The organism is Streptomyces sp. NPDC014889 (assembly GCF_043081205.1).
Taxonomy (GTDB): Bacteria; Actinomycetota; Actinomycetes; order Streptomycetales; family Streptomycetaceae; genus Streptomyces.
On the sequence record NZ_JBIBWH010000028.1, the window covers coordinates 38,067 to 55,944 of the forward strand.

Consider the following 17,878-nt stretch of genomic DNA (forward strand, 5'->3'; position numbering starts at 1 on the left):
CCTGCCGGGCCGGGCGAGGGTGAGGGGTCGGGCAAAGCCACCGACCGGAGAAGGCGAGATGCGGTACATCAAGCTGCGTGACCTGGAGGTTTCCCGGATCGGGCTGGGTGCGATGGGTATGTCCCACGGCTACACCGGCTCGGGCACCGACGAGGCGGAGTCGATCAGGACCGTGCACCGGGCGCTGGAGCTGGGCGTCACGCTCATCGACACCGCCGAGATCTACGGCCCCTACACCAACGAGGAGCTGCTCGGGCGGGCGCTGAAGGGCCGCCGGGAAGAGGTGGTGCTGGCCACCAAGTTCGGACTGGTCTCGCACGCCGGCGAGGGCGCGTGGAACCTGGACTCCAGCCCAGCCAGCATCCGCACCGCGGTCGAGGGCTCCCTGAAGCGGCTGGGCACCGACCACATCGACCTGTACTACCAGCACCGGGTGGACCCGAAGACCCCGATCGAGGAGACCGCCGGCGCCGTCAAGGAACTGATCGACCAGGGCAAGGTCCGTGCCTTCGGGCTCTCCGAGGCCGGTCCGGACACGATCCGCCGCGCCCACGCAGTCCAGCCGGTCACCGCGGTGCAGTCGGAGTACTCGCTGTGGACCCGCGGGATCGAGGAGCGCGTCCTGCCCGTCCTGCGGGAGCTGAACATCGGCCTGGTGCCGTTCTCCCCGCTGGGCCGCGGCTTCCTGACCGGCACCGTCCGCTCCACCGACCAGTTCGACAAGGACGACTTCCGCCGCGACAACCCCCGCTTCACCGGTGAGAACTTCCAGCGCAACCTGGCGCTCGCCGACGAGGTCAAGGCCCTGGCCGCCGAGGTCGGCGCCACCCCGGCGCAGGTGGCGCTGGCCTGGCTGCTCGCCCAGGGCGAGGACATCGCCCCGATCCCCGGCACCAAGCGCGTCAGCCGGGTCGAGGAGAACACCGCCGCCGACGCCGTCACGCTGACCTCCGAGCAGCTCCACAAGCTCAGCAGCCTGCCGCCCGCCGCCGGCGACACCCACACCGAAGCCCAGGCGCAGATGCTCGAACGCTGATTCATCCGCACCGCCCGGCACGACCCCCGTTTGGAGAAGTAATCCCTGATGCGTGCAGCAGTGATGTACGGAGCCGGCGACGTCCGCGTCGAGGACCGGCCCGACCCGAAGATCGTCGATTCGACCGATGCGGTGGTGCGCACGCTGGCCGCGTGCGTGTGCGGCAGCGACCTGTGGCCCTACGCGTCCATGCCTGCCACCGGCACCGGCCGCCCCATGGGACACGAGTTTCTCGGCGTCGTCGAGGAGACCGGTGCGGACGTGACCCGTCTGAAGACTGGTGATCTGGTCGTTGCCCCGTTCACCTACAGCGACAACACCTGCGGCTACTGCGCCAAGGGCCTGCACATCTCGTGCCGCAACGGCGGCCGATACGGCTTCGACGGCGTCGACGGCGGGCAGGGCGAAGCCGTCCGCGTCCCCTACGCGGACGGCACCCTGGTGAACCTGCCGGTGGCGGCCGATTCCGCGCTGCTGCCGTCGCTGCTGGCGCTGTCCGACGTGATGAGCACCGGCCACCACGGCGCCGTCACCGCCGGCGTCGGCCGCGGCGACGCGGTGCTCGTGGTCGGGGACGGCGCGGTCGGCCTGTGCGCGGTGATCGCCGCCAAGCGGCTCGGTGCCGAGCGGATCGTGCTCGCCGGACGCCACGAAGACCGCACCAGCCTGGGCCGCGACTTCGGCGCCACCGACGTGGTCGCCGAGCGCGGCGAGGAGGGCATCGCCCGTATCCGCGAGCTGACCGGCGGCGTGGACAAGGTGATCGAGGCTGTGGGCACCCGCCAGGCCCTTGACACCGCGCTCGGCGCGGTCCTGGACGGCGGGACCATCAGCCGCCTGGGCGTCCCCCAGTACGAGGAGGGTCCGATCGGCCCTTCCGAGTTCATGCGCAACATCACCCTGACCGGCGGCGCCAGCCCCGCCCGCACCTACATCGAGCAGCTGCTGCCCGACGTCCTGGACGGCACGATCGCCCCCGGCCGCGTCTTCGACCAGACCTTCACCCTCGACCGGACACCGGACGCCTACCGGGCCATGGCCGACCGCCAGGTCCTCAAGGCCCTCATCCGCCCCTGACCACCCGCCCCCACCCGCACAGCGAAGGACATTCCGCTCATGCAGACCGTCACCCTCAACAACGGCGTCGACATGCCGCTCCTCGGCTTCGGCGTCTACCAGATCCCCGCCGAGGACACCGAGCGCGCCGTCTCCGAGGCACTGGCCGTCGGCTACCGCCTGCTGGACACCGCCGCCGCCTACGGCAACGAAGAAGCAGTCGGCCGCGCCATCAAGTCCAGCGGCATCGCCCGTGAGGACCTGTTCGTCACCACCAAGCTGTGGGTCCAGGACGCCCCCGCGGAGGACAACACCAAGCGCGCGTTCGAGACGTCCCTGACCAAGCTGGGCCTTGACTACCTCGACCTGTACCTGATGCACCAGCCCTTCGGCGACGTCTACGGCCAGTGGCGCGCCATGGAGGCGCTGAACCGCGAGGGGGCGGCCAAGGCGATCGGCGTCGCCAACTTCTACCCCGACCGTCTGATCGACCTCATCGTCAACAACGAGATCACCCCGGCCGTCAACCAGATCGAGACCCACCCCTTCTTCCAGCGCGCCGACTACCAGGCCCTCATGCGCGACCACGGGGTGCAGATCCAGTCCTGGGGCGGCTTCGCCGAAGGCAAGAACGACCTGTTCACCAACCCGCTGCTCGCCGAGATCGGCAAGGAGTACGGCAAGTCGGTCGCCCAGGTTGTGCTGCGCTGGCTGACCCAGCGCGGCGTCATCGCCATCCCCAAGTCCGTACGCGCCGAGCGCATGGCCGAGAACATCGACGTCTTCGACTTCCAGCTCACCGACGAGCAGATGGCCCAGATCACCACCCTGGACACCGGTGCCTCGCTGTTCTTCGACCACCGGGACCCCGCGATCGCCGGGCAGCTCGGCAAGCGACGACTGACCGCATGAACGGGTGGGCGGGGCCGCCGCTTCGCCACGGCGGCCCCGCCCACCCGACCGTTCCGCCACCGGGCGGCCCAGAACAACGACCAGGGGTTCACCATGTCTCAGAAGCAAGAGCTCACCGACGTACTCATGGTCGGCGCGACCGGCACCATCGGACAACTCGCCGTGCACGCCGCCCAACGCCACGGCCTGCGTCCGCGGGCCCTGGTCCGCGACATCCAGCGAGCCGCACAGCAGCTGCCCGATGTCGACCTCGTACAGGGAGATCTGGAAGATCCCGCCTCCCTGCGCAGCGCGGTCCGGGGCGCCGACGCCATCGTGTTCACCCACGGCTCCGGGGGCGACCCCCGCCCCGACGCCCGTGAGCACATCGATTACGGGGGTGTCCGCAACGTACTGTCCGTGCTCGGCGCAGCCCGGCCGCGTGTGGCCCTGATGACCTCCGTCTACTCCACGCGCAGCGACGTCCCCAACGCATCGCTGTGGAAGCGGCGGTCCGAACGACTCCTGCGCGCCAGCGGACTCCCGTACACGATCGTGCGGCCCGGATGGTTCGACCACGCAGGCCCCACCCAGCGGCGGCTCGTCCTGGAGCAGGGCGGGACAGCCGACGGCGGCATCGCAAGCGACCAGATCGCCGAGACCCTCGTACGCAGCCTGCTGACCGACACCGCTCTGGGCAAGACGTTCGAACTGATCGCAGCCGAGGGCGAGGAGCCGTCGGACTGGAACGGGCTCTTCGACCCCCTCAAGGCCGACGGCCCCTACTCCCTGGACGGCGCGCTGGACCCGGCCGACCTCCCCTTCGAAGCCGAACCCGCGCGTCTCCGCGCCGACCTCGACACGGTCCGTTCCCTGAACACGAGCGGAGCATGAGAAGGGCAGACAGGCACGAAACCGGGACCGGCCCATCGGCCGGAATCGGGCGCCGCGCGCTCCTTCGTGGCGCACTTCTGACGGGAGCGACCTTGATGACCGCAGCCCAGATCAGCGGCTGTTCCCCGTCGAACGGCGGCCGACGCGCAGCACCGACGAGCACCGAAAACGAGGCCACTGGACGACGAACCTCGTCCGCCTCGCCGGGAGAGCGGGTGCTGCTGGCGTACTTCTCCCGGGCCGGCGAGAACTACTCCTACGGCGGACGCACCAACCTCACCACCGGCAACACCGAGGTCCTCGCACGGATGATCCGCGAGCGCATCGACTGCGACGTGCACCGCATCGAAGCCGTCGACCGCTACCCCGACGACTACGAGGAGACCGTCCAGCGCAACGTCCGCGAGCAGGACACCGACGCCCGCCCGGCCACCGAAGGCCGCCTGGCCTCCCTCGACGGCTACGACACCATCCTCCTGGCCAGCCCCATCTGGAACGTCCGAGCACCCATGATCATGACGACGTTCACCGAAGCCCTCGACTTCCACGGCAAGACCGTCCACCCGATCACCACCTACGCCATGAGCGGCCCGGGCACCACCGAACGCGACTACGCCGCCTCCTGCCCCGGAGCGACTATCGCCGAGGGCCTCGCGGTACGCGGCGAAGAAGCCAAAGACGCCGACACCGAAGTCGAGGCATGGCTGCGACGCACCGGACTGCCCGCCCGGTGACCACTCCCGCCGAGCACGTCAGAGCCCGGTCGGATGCCCGAGCTCACGGCTGTTCGTCGTCCTCGTTCGCATCGCCGGTGGCCGGGTCCCGCAGCGGGCGCAGACCACCGCCGGCGGGGACGGTGGCACGGAAGCTGTAGCGGCCCAGGCAGCTGTAGCGGCCCAGGCAGCCTCGCGGAGGTTCAGTGCGTGGCGTGGCTGGACCAGGTGCGGCCCTCCTGCTCCTTCACGGGGAGTCCGGCGGCCTGCAGGATGTCGTCGAGGAGTGCCTGTGTGCGGGCGGCTTCCCGGCCTGACGTCAGCGGTGTGCCACGGTCTCGGACGCGGTCGAGGAAGTGGTGAACGGCGGCGGCGAACCCGAAGGTGTTCGTCGCCGTGGCCCAGCCGAATGCTTCGGGGCTCATCGAGCGCACGGTGCTGACACCGTCCCGGGTGAGGGTCACCGTGTCCGGAGCGACCACCTCGGCCGAGCGCTCGGCGCCGTAGGCATCCAGTTTTTCGGCCCACGCGCCAGCGGTCCGTGCCGCCGTCAGGACGCCGGTGCCGCCGCCGGCGAACCGGACCAGGGCGGAGACGCCGTCCTCCTGCCAGGGGTTGTCACCGGCGGCAGGTCGCCCGACTGCTCGCCGCCGTCAGGGCCCTACCTGGTCGTGGCCCTCACCTGTATGCGTTCTTCGGCTGCATGTATTACGCCGCCATACGCCCAGCTGAAGTCATCCACCTGCAGAAATCCCAGTGCCGTCTGCCGGCGAGTGGCTGGGGCCTTCTGAATCTGAAGGGCGGTGTCGTCACGGCCGGTAAGGGGTGGACGGATGACGGCGCTGTGCACGAGATCCACTCCCTGAAATGGCGAGCAGCCAAGGCCACACGGCCCGTGCCAATCCCCCCAATGCTCGTCCGCATGCTGCGCGAACACATCCGACGCTTTGGTGTGCACCCGATGGGCGCCTGTTCCGCAACGCAGCGGGGAACTACATCGACGCCTCGGCGTACGGCATGACTTGGGGGCGAGCGCGTGAGGCTGCTCTCATCCTTGACGAGCACGCACTTGAGTTGGCGAAGCGCCCCTACGACCTGCGCCACGCCGGCATCTCGTTCTGGCTGGCCTCCGGCGTCGACCCCGCGGAGTGTGCGCGCCGAGCCGGTCAGAGCATCCAGGTCCTCTTCCGCTACTACGCCAAGTTCCTGGCCGAAGTGCGCAACCATGCCAACAGCTTGATCGAGGAGTCCATGCGGCGGTGGGAGGAGCCGACGGACGATGCGAAGGGTGCGTTGGAGGACACCCTGGCCCGGAAATGCTCCGGAACTGCTGGTCAAAGCTGGGATACCGGTGGGAGATATCGGGAGTAAGACAGCATTTCGACTCGCTGCTCAGGCGTGGGCCGAGAAGGGCGCCTGACGGGCACCGGCCCTGGTCAGGCGCCCTTTTTCTGTGCCTAGAAGAAGCCGAGCTTCTTCGGTGAGTACGACACCAGTAGGTTCTTGGTCTGCTGGTAGTGGTCCAGCATCATCTTGTGGGTTTCGCGGCCGATTCCGGACTGCTTGTAACCCCCGAAGGCGGAGTGCGCGGGGTAGGCGTGGTAGCAGTTGGTCCAGACGCGGCCGGCCTGGATGGCGCGGCCCGCACGGTAGGCGGTGCCGGTGTCCCGGGTCCACACGCCCGCGCCGAGGCCGTACAGCGTGTCGTTCGCGATCTTGACGGCGTCGTCGAAGTCGTCGAAGGACGTCACCGAGACCACCGGGCCGAAGATCTCCTCCTGGAAGATCCGCATCCGGTTGTCGCCCTCGAAGATGGTCGGCTGGACGTAGTAGCCGCCCTTCAACTCACCTTCGTGCTCGATGCGTTCGCCGCCGGTCAGGACGCGCGCGCCCTCCTGCCGACCGATGTCCAGGTAGGAGAGGATCTTCTCCAGCTGGTCGTTGGAGGCCTGGGCGCCGATCATGGTGTCCGTGTCGAGCGGGTGGCCCGTCGTGATGAGCTCGGTGCGGGCGACCGCCGCCTCGACGAACTCGGCGTAGTGACCGGCCTGGATCAGCGCCCGGGACGGGCAGGTGCACACCTCGCCCTGGTTGAGCGCGAACATCGTGAAGCCCTCGAGTGCCTTGTCGCGGAAGTCGTCGTCCGCCGCCGAGACGTCGTCGAAGAAGATGTTCGGCGACTTCCCGCCGAGTTCCAGTGTGACCGGCTTGATGTTCTCGGCGGCGTACTGCATGATCAGCCGCCCTGTCGTCGTCTCGCCCGTGAACGCCACCTTCGCCACCCGGGGGCTGGAGGCGAGCGGCTTGCCCGCCTCCACGCCGAAGCCGTTGACGATGTTCAGCACCCCGGGCGGCAGCAGGTCGGAGACCAGGCTCATCCAGTAGTGGATCGAGGCCGGGGTCTGCTCGGCGGGCTTGAGCACCACCGCGTTGCCCGCGGCGAGCGCGGGCGCCAGCTTCCAGGCCGCCATGAGGATCGGGAAGTTCCACGGGATGATCTGCGCGACCACCCCGAGCGGCTCGTGGAAGTGGTACGCCACCGTGTCGTTGTCGATCTCGCTGAGCGACCCCTCCTGCGCCCTGATCGCGCCGGCGAAGTAGCGGAAGTGGTCGATGGCCAGCGGGATGTCGGCCGCCAGTGTCTCGCGGACCGGCTTTCCGTTCTCCCAGCTCTCGGCGACCGCCAGGGATTCGAGGTTGGCCTCCATACGGTCGGCGATCTTCAGCAGGACGTCGGAGCGTTCGGTCACGGAGGTGCGGCCCCAGCCCGGGGCGGCCGCGTGCGCCGCGTCAAGTGCCCGCTCGACGTCCTCCGCCGTTCCGCGCGCGATCTCCGTGAACGGCTGCCCGTTCACCGGCGAGGGGTTCTCGAAGTACTGTCCGCGGGCCGGCGGCACGTACTCGCCGCCGATGAAGTGGTCGTAGCGCGTCTGGTAGGAGACGATCGCGCCCTCGGTGCCGGGCGCCGCGTAACGGGTCATCCTGGTCTGCCTCCCTCAGCAGCGCTGCCCGCCGTTGGGCAGCTCTCGGCGCGAGGCTAGACACGCCGACGTTGCAAGGACGTTGCGGAACGGGCCACCGAGGGCGGTGCCGGGCCCGGAGCCGTCAGCGAGGTGCCGGACGGTACCAGCCGGGCGGCGCCGCCAGCTCCGCCTCGAGTGCGGCGAGCCTGGCCCGGGCCGCCGCCGTCGGCAGCACGGCGACGAGGGTCCGCCACACGTCCAGGTCGTCCTCGCCCCACGGCGCGTGCGCCCAGTCGGCCAGCAGGTCGGGGTCGCGACGGGCGATCAGCGCGTTCCGCATGCCGTCGGCGAGGCGCTGCCGCAGCCGCACCACCGCGGGAGCCTGGGAGCCGGGCAGCAGCGGACCGGAGTACGCCGCGGCGGCCGCCGCGACCGCCCCTGTCTCCAGCCGGTGCTGGACGGCCGCCACGTCCGAGCCGAGCGGAACGGTCAGCCGGTACGGTCGCGAAGCGAGCACTCCGGGACCGAGCACCCTGCGCAGCCGGGCCAGTTCGGCCCGCAGCGTCACCGGCGTCACCGACTCGTCCTCGTACAGCCCGCACAGCAACTGGTCCCCGGTCAGGCCCTCCGGATGGCGGGCCAGCAGCACCATGATCTCGCTGTGCCGTCGGCTCAGCCGGACACCGCGGCCGCCGACCACCAGCCGGGCCGTGTCCCGGCCGAGCGCGGTCAGCTCGGCCGCGTCGGCGGAGGGCCGGCGCGGGCCGCGCAGCGCCAGCTCGGACTCGGCTGCCCGGGCCACCGCCCGCACGAATCCGAGGCTGTGCGGGTGCGCGAGCCCGTCCCCGCCGGTGATGTCGACCGCGCCGAGCACCTGTCCCGTGCGTGGATCGTGCACCGGGGCCGCCGCACAGGTCCAGGGCTGGACGCGCCGGATGAAGTGCTCGGCCGCGAACACCTGCACCGGGCGGTCCAGGGCGACCGCTGTGCCCGGCGCGTTCGTCCCGACCGCGGACTCCGACCAGCGCGCGCCCGGCACGAAGTTCATCCGGTCAGCCTCGCGCCGCGTTCCCGGGTGCCCCTCCACCCACAGCAGCCTGCCGTGCGCGTCGCACACCGCGAGCAGATGCTCCCCGTCGGCGGCGTACGTGCCGAGCAGCTCCCGGAACAGGGGCATCACCGGCGCCAGCGGATGTTCCGCCCGGTAAGTGCCGAGGTCACTGTCGGCGAGTTCCACGCTCGCGGTGCCGTCCGGCCCGACACCCGCCCGCGCGGAACGCCGCCACGAGTCGGCCACCACCGGACGCACCGGACGCGGCACCGTGCCCACCGCGGTGAACGTCTCGTGCGCCCGGCGCAGGGCCCGAACGCGCTCGGCTGGGTCGGCTCCAGGCTCCAGGGCCACCCACGGATCGGTCAATGCGGCCTCCCCCGGACGGCGATGCGGCTGTGGACATCGTCACTCCCGGTGCGCGCCCGGACAACCTTTTCGCCCGGGCTCGCCTCAGGCGAAGTTCACCAGTCTGATGTAGCGCACCCAGTCCCAGTTGGGCCCGGGATCGGTATGGTCCGTGCCCGGTACTTCATAGTGCCCGATGATGTGCGCGCGGTCCTTGGGGATGCGGTATCTGTCGCAGATAGCCGCCGTGAGCCTCGCCGACTCCTCGTAGAGGGCGTTGGTGAAGTAGGCGGGCTTGTCCACCCAGCCCTCGTGTTCGATGCCGATGCTGTGGGTGTTGTAGTCCCAGTTCCCGGCGTGCCAGGCGACGTCCGACTCGCTGACGCACTGCGCGACGTGTCCGTCGGCGGACCGGACGACATAGTGCGCGGACACCTGCTTCTTCGGATTCTGGAAGATCGCCAGGGTGCTGGCGTACGTCTCCTGGGTGACGTGGATGACCACCCGGTCCACCGAGTAGCTCGCGGGCCGGCTGGACGCCGTGTAGTTGGAACTGCTTGCCGGCTGCCACTCGGCCTCGGGGTAGTCGACCGCCTGGGGCCGCGCGTCGACCCGCGTGGCGGGAAGTAAGGCATAGGGAACCGCGGCCAGGGCGGCGCCCTTGAGCAGGTGCCGTCGGCTGGGGAGAAGAGCTCGTGCCCGGTCCATGAGCGGTGGCCTTTCTGTTCTGTGGGGGAGTAGTGGTGCAGGTGTTCGTGGGGAGGCGGCGGGAGGCCGTTGGGCCCTCCATGAGGAAGCGGGCGGGTTCGGTCGCGGTGGGGAGTTCGTGCGGTCCGCGGCGAGTCTCGCTCACCGACGGCCGCTCCGTGCGGAGCTTGGCCACGCACGCGGAGTCGGTGTCACACGGATCGGTCAACGGCGACTCGTCGGCCCCGGGTGGTCGGCAGACCGGCCCACTGACCGACGGCCGGCCTGCCGAACCGCGGTCACGTGCGAGTCACTTCAGCGGGTCGAGCCGGGATATCCGGAATGCGCCGACCGGCCGACGCGTCGAGCTGGCGGGCCTGAACTGCCTGTCCGGCGCAGATGGTGTTTCCCCCGTCATGTGAACCCCTTCGGCACCTGAGATCCGCCGGCGATCCGACTCGACGGCGGCACCTCGCGTGAATCACGGTACGGGGCTCGCGGCTTGGGCAGAAGAGCCCTGCGGGGTTCGGGGGATTCCCGGGGAGTTGTGGAAAACTCCGCCACTCGATCGGGTGAAGTGGGCCTGTGATCAGGCGCGTTCGGCCACCGCGGCCGGGTCGTCGAGGACGGACCGTACCACCGCGTGCGCGGCGCCCAGCAGCGGCCCCTCGGGGCCGAGCCGGGACACGGACACCGGACAGGCGGGCCCCGCGGTCCGGTTCGCCAACTCGGCCTCAAGGGAGGGCAGGAGCCAGGGCGCGAGTGCGGCCAGGGCACCGCCCAGCACGACGCTTTGGGGGTCGAGCAGATTGACGGCCCCGGTCAGTGCGACGCCCAGCGCCCTGCCGGCATCGCGCAGGGCCCGCCGTACGTCCTCGTCGCCCGCGGCGGCGCGGGTCGCCAGCAGCCCGACGCGGCCTTCGCCCGGCTCCAGGCCGGCCGTCCTCAGCACGGCTTCCTCTCCCGCGTACTGCTCCAGGCAGCCGCGCCCGCCGCACGGGCACGCGGGCCCGTCCGGTTCGACCGGCACGTGTCCCAGCTCGCCGGCGAAACCGCGTGTTCCGCGCAGCAGTCGTCCGTCGACCACCACGGCGGCGCCGATGCCGATCTCCGCCGACACGTGCAGGAAGTCACGCGGTGTGTCCTCGCCGAGCCAGAGCTCCGCGAGTCCGCCGAAGTTCGCCTCGTTGTCCACCGTCAGGGGCAGTCCGGGCGGCAGCAGGGCGCCGAGGTCGGTGTCGTTCCAGTCGAGGTTGGGAGCGCGCACGACCGTACGGCCGTCCCGTGCGATCAGGCCGGGCACCGCGACCGAGAGCCCCGCGGCCCACAGGTCCTGCCGCTCCGCCTCGGCGACGACCTGGCGTATCAGTGCGGTGAGTTCGCTCGCCACCGGTTCGGGAGAGCGGCCCCGGTTCGTTCCATGGCGTACCGCCCGTGCCCGTACCTGGCCGCGCAGGTCGACCACACAGGCAGCGAGGTGGTCGACCCCGACCTCCGCGCCGACCCCGGCCGGGCCGTGCCCGCTGACGGCCAGCGCCGAACCCGGGCGGCCCACCCGGCCGGGCCGCTCGGGTCCCAGCTCCTCCAGCAGTCCGGTCCGGACGAGTTCGTCGACGAGGGTGGACACCGCGGCACGGGTCAGCCCGATGCGTGAGGCGACCGCCGCCCGCGACAGCGGCCCCTCGGCACGGACGGTGTGCATGACCCGGGCGAGGTTGCGGCGGCGCATGCCCTGCTGGGTGTCGGGCAGCGCGCGCCCCGCACCGGCGGAGCGGGCCTCGTGCAGCGGTGCGGTCATGCCTCTGTCGTCCTCGGTCGGTGTCCGCCGGCGGTCTGTGCCGAGCGGTGCGGTGCGGGCAGGCGGCCGCCGGAGACGGCTGTCCGCCCGCAGGTGTCCGTCAGGGGGTCCGCGTTCCGCGCTCCAGCAGCGGTGCCGCATCGGAGAGTACCCCGGAGATCCTGTCCAAGGTCGCCTCGTCGCGCTCCACCGCGTCGAGCACCGGGCCGTCGGCCGTGCGCCAGCGGCGGGCGACCGCGGCCGGGTCCTCGCCGGTGAGCAGCCCCGCGGCCTGGGCGGCGGCGCCCAGCGCGACCAGCTCTCGGGCCTCGGGGATCTGCACCGGCCGCCCGGACAGGCGTCGCACGGTCTGCTGCCAGGCCGTGCCCCGGGCGCCGCCGCCGATCAGCAGCAGCGGAGTGGTGCGGTCGGCGTCCTGGTCGAGCACCAGGTCCAGCGCGCCGAGCAGGGCGTGCACGGCGCCGTCGTAGGCGGCCTGCAGCAACTGTCCAGCCGTGGTGTCGTGGCGCAGCCCGTGCAGCAGCCCGGAGGCGTTCGGCAGGTTCGGGGTGCGTTCGCCGTCCAGGTAGGGAAGCAGGGTGACGGACGTACCGGGGTCCACGGCCTCACGGTCCAGACCGAGCAGGCCGGCGACCCGGTCGACGGCGAGCGTGCAGTTGAGGGTGCAGGCCAGCGGCAGCCAGTCGCCGCGCGCGTCCGCGAAACCCGCCACCGTGCCCGACGGGTCGGCGGACCGGTGGCGGGACACCGCGTACACCGTGCCGGAGGTGCCGAGGCTCAGCACCGGTGTGCCCGGCCGCAGCCCGAGGCCCAGCGCGGCGGCGGCGTTGTCACCGGTGCCGGCCGCCACCAGCGTGCCCTTGGAGAACGGCAGGTCGTGGCTGTCGCGCACGGTCCCGGCCACCTCGCCCGGGCGCACCACCCGGGGCAGCAGCGCCGGATCGAGCCCCACGTGGGCGAGGGTCTCCTCGTCGTACGCCTCGGTCGTGGACGCCCACCAGCCCGTGCCCGAGGCGTCTCCCCGGTCGGTCGTGCCCTCGCCCGTCAGATGCTGGGTGAGGTAGTCGTGCGGCAGGCGCACCGCCGCCGTCGACCGCGCCGCCTCCGGCTCGTGCTCGGCGAGCCATGCCCACTTCGTGACCGTGAAGGAGGCTCCCGGCACGCTGCCCGTGCGCTCCGCCCAGGCCTTCGGACCGCCCAGCTCCTCGACGAGACGGCGGGCCTGCGGGGCCGAGCGCACGTCGTTCCACAGCAGCGCCGGCCGCACCGGGACGCCCCGCGCGTCCAGGGTCACGAGCCCGTGCTGCTGGCCGGCGATCGACACGGCGGCGGCCTCGTGGGCCGCCTCCCCGCACTGCTGGAGCGCCGCGCTCAGGGCGTCCCACCACTGGCGGGGATCGCTCTCGCGGCCGTCGCCGGACGAGACGGTGTGCGGCGCCTGCCCGCTCGCCACGACCTGTCCGGTGGCCACGTCGACGACGAGCACCTTGGTGGACTGCGTGGACGAGTCCACACCGACGACGAGCGGACCCTCGGCTGCTGACATCGGCTCTCCCTCTTTCCGCGGCTCGCGCGATCTGACCTGCGGTTCTCATGATGTACATGGCCCGGTGACGCGGGTGCCGTCCCGGTCGGGGCACGTGTTCCCTTCCCAGGGACGCGTCGGCATACTAATTTGTAAATCGCCATGACGAAATAGTCGCAAGCGAGCAAGGAGCCGCGGCATGAGCTACCAGCCCACCCCCGAGGACAGGTTCACCTTCGGCCTGTGGACCGTCGGCTGGCAGGGACGGGACCCGTTCGGCGATGCCACGCGCCGTGCCCTCGACCCGGTCGAGACGGTGCAGCGCCTGGCCGAACTCGGCGCACACGGCGTGACCTTCCACGACGACGACCTGATCCCCTTCGGCGCCTCCGACACCGAGCGCGAGTCGCACATCAAGCGCTTCCGGCAGGCGCTCGACGCGACCGGCATGACCGTGCCGATGGCCACCACGAACCTCTTCACTCACCCCGTCTTCAAGGACGGCGCGTTCACGGCCAACGACCGCGACGTGCGCCGCTACGCGCTGCGCAAGACGATCCGCAACGTCGACCTGGCCGTCGAACTGGGCGCGAAGACGTACGTGGCCTGGGGCGGCCGCGAGGGCGCCGAGTCCGGCGCCGCCAAGGACGTGCGGGCCGCGCTGGACCGCATGAAGGAGGCCTTCGACCTCCTCGGCGAGTACGTCACCTCCCAGGGCTACGACATCCGCTTCGCCATCGAGCCCAAGCCGAACGAGCCGCGCGGCGACATCCTGCTGCCCACCGTCGGCCACGCGCTCGCGTTCATCGAGCGTCTGGAGCGCCCGGAGCTGTACGGCGTGAACCCCGAGGTCGGGCACGAGCAGATGGCCGGGCTCAACTTCCCGCACGGCATCGCCCAGGCGCTGTGGGCGGGCAAGCTCTTCCACATCGACCTCAACGGCCAGTCCGGCATCAAGTACGACCAGGACCTGCGCTTCGGCGCCGGTGACCTGCGCGCAGCCTTCTGGCTGGTCGACCTGCTGGAGAGCGCCGGCTACGAGGGCCCGCGCCACTTCGACTTCAAGCCGCCGCGGACCGAGGACCTGGACGGCGTGTGGGCGTCGGCTGCCGGCTGCATGCGCAACTACCTCATCCTCAAGGAGCGTGCGGCCGCCTTCCGCGCCGACCCGGAGGTCCAGGAGGCCCTGCGCACGGCCCGGCTCGACCAGCTGGCGCAGCCCACGGCGGCGGACGGCCTGGAGGCACTGCTCGGGGACCGCTCGGCCTTCGAGGACTTCGACGTCGAGGCGGCCGCCGCTCGCGGGATGGCCTTCGAGCGGCTCGACCAGCTCGCGATGGACCACCTGCTGGCGGCACGCGGCTGACAGAGGCGTCCGGCTCCGGGGCACGCACGCGCGTGCGTGCCCAGGAGCCCTCACACGGGTGTATGTGCGCGTGAGCCTGGGGGCCACGCGCGGCCGAGGAGAGTGGGCCGGGCCGACCAGTAGGGGTAGGGCTCAGGGACGTCTCAGGGTCGTGGTCCGGAACCGCCGGGAGCGCGGACCCGTTCTCACGACAGAGAAGCGGCAGTGGCCGCGAAGGAGGCGACAGATGTCGAAGAACGCGAAGATCGCCGCTGGAGGAGTGGCGGTCGGACTCATCCTGCTGATCTGGCTGCCCTGGTGGGCCACCGTCCTGATAGTGCTCGGAGTCCCGGCCGCCGCGTACCTCACCCTGGACCCCTCGCAGCGACGCCGGCTGCGCCGCGTCACACGCAAGGAGCTCGGCCGCTGAAGCGCTACCGCCCCCACGTGCTCCCGCCCAGGGCGCACGAGCCGACCACATCGCCGCCCGCGGTCCTGCCGACGGTCAGGTCCGCGGGCCGCCGGACACCGTGCTCCACCCACGCCACCAGCGTTCCGAACGCCGACCCTTGGTACACCGCCTTCGAGGTGCTCGGTGCGAGGATCTGCTCCGGCATGGTCCCGGAGGACGGCCCGTCCGGCCCCAGAGACTCAGAGGGGGCGTACCGCCATCTTGTCGAGGGCTTCCAGCAGGCCCGGCAGCTCCGGCCCACGGCCGATCGGCAGGACTTCGCCGGGCTCGTCGTCGAGGAGCACGAAGGCGATGTCGTCGGTGCGGGCCACCATCGACCAGCCGGGACCGTCGGCCCGTAGGGTGCGCGCGTCGCCGGGCGCGAAGGACGACCGGACCCGGCCCAGCGGCGGCGGCGCGTCCACGTACGCGCGTGCCTCCGCGAGCACGCGCCGGATGCCGCTGTGGCTCGGGGAAACCCTGCCACCCGTCCCGTCCGCCGGTTCGCCGCTTCCTTCGGCCGACGGGCTCGATGCACTGTCGTCGTCCCCGGCGCGGGCCCTGTCTGCGGGAGCGAGGAACTCCGCGTCGTCGAGCTGCTCCCGCCACACCGCCCACTGCAGCGCGATCTCATCGGCGCCGAGACGGCGCTGGGCCGGTCCCCAGACGGTGGTGTCGGGCGGGGACAGCGCCGTCCCGCCGGAGGTCTCCGGGTCCGGGTCGTGCGGCGCGGGCACGCCGGGAGCCGCCACGGCGAGGGCAAGGGGCCAGCCCGGCAGGGCGGCGACGACGCTGCGCTCGTCGGGCGACAGGTCGTACTCCATGCCGCAGTCCCAGGACGCGATGGCCACGGCGACCAGCGACACGTCGTCGACAGCGACCGTCCACCGCGCTCCGTCGCCGTCCTGGCCGAGCACCAGACCGTAGCCGTCGGCGAGCGGTGCGAGGCCGAGCGCCGCACAGGCCTCCGGGTAGTCGTCCCCCAGGACGCTCGGAAACTGCGCGGGCGTCAGCAGTACCGCCGTGAGCACAAACAGAGCGTCGTCCGCGGTGGCGACCTCCTCTTCCGTCCCGGCCATCCCAGCCTCCCCATCGGTTCGTCCAACGGCGCGCACCCTAGTGGGAGTGGAAGGCCGTTGTCACGACCCCCGCGCACACTCGGACCTGCGGTTCTCCACCCGGAGGCCGTGGGGCTCGCGAGGCCGGACGGCGGTCAGTCCTCGCGTACGGCCAGCGCCAGGAAGCGGGCGTCCTCGTCGACGTAGGACGTCATGCGCCATCCCGAACCGGAGAGCAGCGGCCGGAGATTGGGTTCCGCGCGCAGGTCGTCCGGCGTGATCCGGCGGCCCTGACGTGCGGCGAGCGCAGCACGGCCGATCGGATGGAAGAGCGCCAGTGTGCCGCCGGGGTGTACCACGCGCCGCAACTCGCGGAGGTTCTCCGCGGGATGAGGCAGGTGCGCGATGAGGCCCGCGGCGAACACGGCGTCGAACGACTCCGAGACGAGTGGCAGCTCGCCCGCATCGGCGAGCAGCAGCAGTCCTTCCTGGTCCCGCCCGGCCCTCACGGCGGCCTCCAGCATGGCCCACGTCAGATCGGCGCCGACCACGACGCCCGACGCGCCCACGGCCGCGCGCAGCGGGGGCAGGGCGCGCCCCGTGCCGCAGCCCGCGTCGAGGACGCGGTCGCCCTCGCGCAGCCCGAGCTCGGCGACCGCGGCCGCATAGGCGGGACCGTCGTCCGGGAACCGGCTGTCCCAGTCGGCGGCGCGGGCGGTGAAGAACTCCTGGACGTGTGTGTGGTCGTCGCTCATGTACCGCATGATCCCCCACCGGGGCGGACGGGCGCCCGGGGAAGCGAATGCCCGTCCGGCTCGTCGAGTGCGCCGGCGGATCGCGGGACCGCATACCTGGCTCCTCGACTCCACGCGCCGAGTCCAACCGGCGGCGTACGGCCCGACGGGCGGGAGCACACCGGTGACGGGTCAGTCCGCGAGATCCTTCACCGCCACCACCTTGTCGACCCTGACCCGGACCAGGACCTCGCCCGGCACGCCGTTGCGGGCTCCGAACTCCTCGCCGCGCTCCTCGCCCATGTACCGGCTGCCGATGCGGGTGGCCCACTGCCGAAGCTCGTCGAGGTCTTCCGACAGCCGGGCGCGGCCCTGCAGCACCACGAACGTGAACGGCGGCCGTTCGTCGTCCACGCACAGGGCGACCCGGTCGTCACGGGCCAGATTGCGCCCTTTCACGGTCTCCTTCCCGGTGTTGAACACCACGTCGTCGCCATCGAGCAGGAACCAGATCGGCGCGACATGGGGGCTCCCATCGGCCCGTACGGTCGACAGCTTGCCGGTGCGGGTGCCGTAAGAGACGAAAGCCCGCCATTCCTCGTCGGTCATCTTTTGTGCCATGACGCCCATCCTCCTTGCCGGGACAGTGGCGGTGGGGAAGGCTGGCGGCAGATCCTCCGGTCTGGGGGAAGAGATCACACGGGGAGACCGCATCATGGCGCAGAACCAGACACTGAGCTGGCTGCTCGACGATCTGACCCAACGCGTGGAGCACGTACGCCACGCCTTAGTCCTGTCCACCGACGGGCTGGTGACGGGGACGAGTACGGGACTGCGACGCGAGGACGCGGAACATCTCGCGGCCGTCTCGTCCGGCTTGCACAGCCTGGCCAAGGGCTCGGGACGCCACTTCGGCGCGGGCGGGGTCCGCCAGACGATGGTCGAGTTCGACGACGCGGTGCTCTTCGTCACCGCCGCCGGCGCGGGCAGCTGCCTGTGCGTCCTCAGCGGAGCGGAGGTCGACATCGGTCAGATCGCCTACGAGATGACCCTGCTCGTCAACCGGGTCGGCGAGCACCTCGACGTCGTGGACGCCCGCCGGCCTGAACGGACGTCGTCGACGGACCTCTGACGCGTAGATAGCAGCAGGTCAGGGTGGGTGTGGGCAGGGTTGGGTGCCCGGTGGCCGTGCTGGTCGCCGGGTGTGCTGGCGCTGGTGGTTCAGGCCGCGCCTTCCAGAGGGTTGAGGGTGACGGTGTAGCCGAGCTGGTTGAGGGCGTTGATCGCTCGGCGGGTGGCGTGTTCGGGGTCGCGCTGGGTGAAGTAGG

General features: G+C 71.4%; 19 protein-coding genes. 9 read left to right on the forward strand and 10 right to left on the reverse strand.

What is annotated here, in order from left to right; all coding sequences use genetic code 11:
* Positions 1-58 precede the first annotated feature (58 nt).
* The 5 genes from ACF09J_RS34975 to ACF09J_RS34995 all read left to right on the forward strand — a co-directional run bounded on the left by ACF09J_RS34975 (position 59) and on the right by ACF09J_RS34995 (position 4,611).
* Complete coding sequence (locus tag ACF09J_RS34975) at positions 59-1,036, forward strand: aldo/keto reductase (protein ID WP_392309489.1); 978 nt, start codon at positions 59-61, stop codon at positions 1,034-1,036.
* 48 nt (positions 1,037-1,084) lie between these two features.
* The gene (locus ACF09J_RS34980; RefSeq protein ID WP_392309490.1) at positions 1,085-2,113 is read left to right on the forward strand and encodes a zinc-binding dehydrogenase; all 1,029 of its coding nucleotides are present in this window, start codon (positions 1,085-1,087) and stop codon (positions 2,111-2,113) included.
* A gap of 39 nt (positions 2,114-2,152) precedes the next feature.
* Positions 2,153-3,004 carry an aldo/keto reductase gene (locus ACF09J_RS34985; RefSeq protein WP_392309491.1) on the forward strand — a complete coding sequence of 284 codons (852 nt, stop codon included), beginning with the start codon at positions 2,153-2,155 and terminating at the stop codon, positions 3,002-3,004.
* A gap of 93 nt (positions 3,005-3,097) precedes the next feature.
* Positions 3,098-3,877 carry an SDR family oxidoreductase gene (locus tag ACF09J_RS34990; protein ID WP_392309492.1) on the forward strand — a complete coding sequence of 260 codons (780 nt, stop codon included), beginning with the start codon at positions 3,098-3,100 and terminating at the stop codon, positions 3,875-3,877.
* Between the two features lie 95 nt (positions 3,878-3,972).
* Positions 3,973-4,611, forward strand: coding sequence for a flavodoxin (locus ACF09J_RS34995; protein WP_392309493.1), 639 nt, complete (start codon positions 3,973-3,975; stop codon positions 4,609-4,611).
* 182 nt (positions 4,612-4,793) lie between these two features.
* On the opposite strand, the gene ACF09J_RS35000 is transcribed toward ACF09J_RS34995, so the two are convergent.
* The gene (locus ACF09J_RS35000) at positions 4,794-5,015 is read right to left on the reverse strand and encodes a hypothetical protein (protein WP_392309494.1); all 222 of its coding nucleotides are present in this window, start codon (positions 5,013-5,015) and stop codon (positions 4,794-4,796) included.
* Positions 5,016-5,457: 442 nt separating this feature from the next.
* Here ACF09J_RS35000 and ACF09J_RS35005 point away from each other — a divergent pair, with 442 nt between their 5' ends.
* Positions 5,458-5,961, forward strand: coding sequence for a hypothetical protein (locus tag ACF09J_RS35005; RefSeq protein ID WP_392309495.1), 504 nt, complete (start codon positions 5,458-5,460; stop codon positions 5,959-5,961).
* Between the two features lie 86 nt (positions 5,962-6,047).
* Here ACF09J_RS35005 and adh read toward each other — a convergent pair whose 3' ends face one another.
* From adh to xylB, 5 genes are all read right to left on the reverse strand, one after another.
* On the reverse strand, positions 6,048-7,571 hold the full coding sequence (adh, locus tag ACF09J_RS35010) for an aldehyde dehydrogenase (protein WP_392309496.1): 1,524 nt from the start codon (positions 7,569-7,571) through the stop codon (positions 6,048-6,050).
* 124 nt (positions 7,572-7,695) lie between these two features.
* Complete coding sequence (locus ACF09J_RS35015; protein WP_392309497.1) at positions 7,696-8,973, reverse strand: GAF domain-containing protein; 1,278 nt, start codon at positions 8,971-8,973, stop codon at positions 7,696-7,698.
* A gap of 84 nt (positions 8,974-9,057) precedes the next feature.
* Entirely contained in the window at positions 9,058-9,660 is a 603-nt protein-coding gene (locus ACF09J_RS35020; protein ID WP_392309498.1) for an N-acetylmuramoyl-L-alanine amidase, read from the reverse strand.
* A gap of 568 nt (positions 9,661-10,228) precedes the next feature.
* Positions 10,229-11,437 (reverse strand): ROK family protein, encoded by a 1,209-nt coding sequence (locus ACF09J_RS35025; protein WP_392309499.1) that lies wholly within the window; start codon positions 11,435-11,437, stop codon positions 10,229-10,231.
* A gap of 100 nt (positions 11,438-11,537) precedes the next feature.
* Entirely contained in the window at positions 11,538-12,983 is a 1,446-nt protein-coding gene (xylB, locus tag ACF09J_RS35030) for a xylulokinase (protein WP_392309500.1), read from the reverse strand.
* A gap of 178 nt (positions 12,984-13,161) precedes the next feature.
* On the opposite strand from xylB, the gene xylA reads away from it, so the two are divergent.
* Complete coding sequence (xylA, locus tag ACF09J_RS35035) at positions 13,162-14,328, forward strand: xylose isomerase (protein ID WP_392309501.1); 1,167 nt, start codon at positions 13,162-13,164, stop codon at positions 14,326-14,328.
* 226 nt (positions 14,329-14,554) lie between these two features.
* Positions 14,555-14,737: a hypothetical protein gene (locus tag ACF09J_RS35040; protein WP_392309502.1), complete on the forward strand. Its 183-nt coding sequence runs from the start codon at positions 14,555-14,557 to the stop codon at positions 14,735-14,737.
* Between the two features lie 4 nt (positions 14,738-14,741).
* Here ACF09J_RS35040 and ACF09J_RS35045 read toward each other — a convergent pair whose 3' ends face one another.
* The 4 genes from ACF09J_RS35045 to ACF09J_RS35060 all read right to left on the reverse strand — a co-directional run bounded on the left by ACF09J_RS35045 (position 14,742) and on the right by ACF09J_RS35060 (position 17,171).
* The gene (locus ACF09J_RS35045; protein WP_392309503.1) at positions 14,742-14,924 is read right to left on the reverse strand and encodes a hypothetical protein; all 183 of its coding nucleotides are present in this window, start codon (positions 14,922-14,924) and stop codon (positions 14,742-14,744) included.
* A gap of 34 nt (positions 14,925-14,958) precedes the next feature.
* The gene (locus ACF09J_RS35050; protein WP_392309504.1) at positions 14,959-15,837 is read right to left on the reverse strand and encodes a hypothetical protein; all 879 of its coding nucleotides are present in this window, start codon (positions 15,835-15,837) and stop codon (positions 14,959-14,961) included.
* Between the two features lie 134 nt (positions 15,838-15,971).
* Entirely contained in the window at positions 15,972-16,571 is a 600-nt protein-coding gene (locus ACF09J_RS35055; protein ID WP_392309505.1) for a class I SAM-dependent methyltransferase, read from the reverse strand.
* A gap of 171 nt (positions 16,572-16,742) precedes the next feature.
* On the reverse strand, positions 16,743-17,171 hold the full coding sequence (locus tag ACF09J_RS35060) for a PPOX class F420-dependent oxidoreductase (RefSeq protein ID WP_392309506.1): 429 nt from the start codon (positions 17,169-17,171) through the stop codon (positions 16,743-16,745).
* Positions 17,172-17,265: 94 nt separating this feature from the next.
* Here ACF09J_RS35060 and ACF09J_RS35065 point away from each other — a divergent pair, with 94 nt between their 5' ends.
* Positions 17,266-17,682 carry a roadblock/LC7 domain-containing protein gene (locus tag ACF09J_RS35065; protein WP_392309507.1) on the forward strand — a complete coding sequence of 139 codons (417 nt, stop codon included), beginning with the start codon at positions 17,266-17,268 and terminating at the stop codon, positions 17,680-17,682.
* The last annotated feature ends 196 nt before the right edge of the window (positions 17,683-17,878 follow it).

Excerpts from the sequence above, each read along its gene's own strand:
- xylA (WP_392309501.1), top strand. The coding sequence starts at position 13,162 with ATGAGCTACCAGCCCACCCCCGAGGACAGGTTCACCTTCGGCCTGTGG.
- ACF09J_RS35045 (WP_392309503.1), bottom strand. The coding sequence starts at position 14,924 with ATGCCGGAGCAGATCCTCGCACCGAGCACCTCGAAGGCGGTGTACCAA.
- ACF09J_RS35040 (WP_392309502.1), top strand. The coding sequence starts at position 14,555 with ATGTCGAAGAACGCGAAGATCGCCGCTGGAGGAGTGGCGGTCGGACTC.
- ACF09J_RS35055 (WP_392309505.1), bottom strand. The coding sequence starts at position 16,571 with ATGAGCGACGACCACACACACGTCCAGGAGTTCTTCACCGCCCGCGCC.
- ACF09J_RS34980 (WP_392309490.1), top strand. The coding sequence starts at position 1,085 with ATGCGTGCAGCAGTGATGTACGGAGCCGGCGACGTCCGCGTCGAGGAC.
- ACF09J_RS35050 (WP_392309504.1), bottom strand. The coding sequence starts at position 15,837 with ATGGCCGGGACGGAAGAGGAGGTCGCCACCGCGGACGACGCTCTGTTT.
- ACF09J_RS35025 (WP_392309499.1), bottom strand. The coding sequence starts at position 11,437 with ATGACCGCACCGCTGCACGAGGCCCGCTCCGCCGGTGCGGGGCGCGCG.
- ACF09J_RS35060 (WP_392309506.1), bottom strand. The coding sequence starts at position 17,171 with ATGGCACAAAAGATGACCGACGAGGAATGGCGGGCTTTCGTCTCTTAC.
- ACF09J_RS35065 (WP_392309507.1), top strand. The coding sequence starts at position 17,266 with ATGGCGCAGAACCAGACACTGAGCTGGCTGCTCGACGATCTGACCCAA.
- ACF09J_RS34975 (WP_392309489.1), top strand. The coding sequence starts at position 59 with ATGCGGTACATCAAGCTGCGTGACCTGGAGGTTTCCCGGATCGGGCTG.
- ACF09J_RS34990 (WP_392309492.1), top strand. The coding sequence starts at position 3,098 with ATGTCTCAGAAGCAAGAGCTCACCGACGTACTCATGGTCGGCGCGACC.
- adh (WP_392309496.1), bottom strand. The coding sequence starts at position 7,571 with ATGACCCGTTACGCGGCGCCCGGCACCGAGGGCGCGATCGTCTCCTAC.
- ACF09J_RS35020 (WP_392309498.1), bottom strand. The coding sequence starts at position 9,660 with ATGGACCGGGCACGAGCTCTTCTCCCCAGCCGACGGCACCTGCTCAAG.
- ACF09J_RS34995 (WP_392309493.1), top strand. The coding sequence starts at position 3,973 with ATGACCGCAGCCCAGATCAGCGGCTGTTCCCCGTCGAACGGCGGCCGA.
- ACF09J_RS34985 (WP_392309491.1), top strand. The coding sequence starts at position 2,153 with ATGCAGACCGTCACCCTCAACAACGGCGTCGACATGCCGCTCCTCGGC.
- ACF09J_RS35000 (WP_392309494.1), bottom strand. The coding sequence starts at position 5,015 with ATGAGCCCCGAAGCATTCGGCTGGGCCACGGCGACGAACACCTTCGGG.
- ACF09J_RS35005 (WP_392309495.1), top strand. The coding sequence starts at position 5,458 with ATGGCGAGCAGCCAAGGCCACACGGCCCGTGCCAATCCCCCCAATGCT.
- xylB (WP_392309500.1), bottom strand. The coding sequence starts at position 12,983 with ATGTCAGCAGCCGAGGGTCCGCTCGTCGTCGGTGTGGACTCGTCCACG.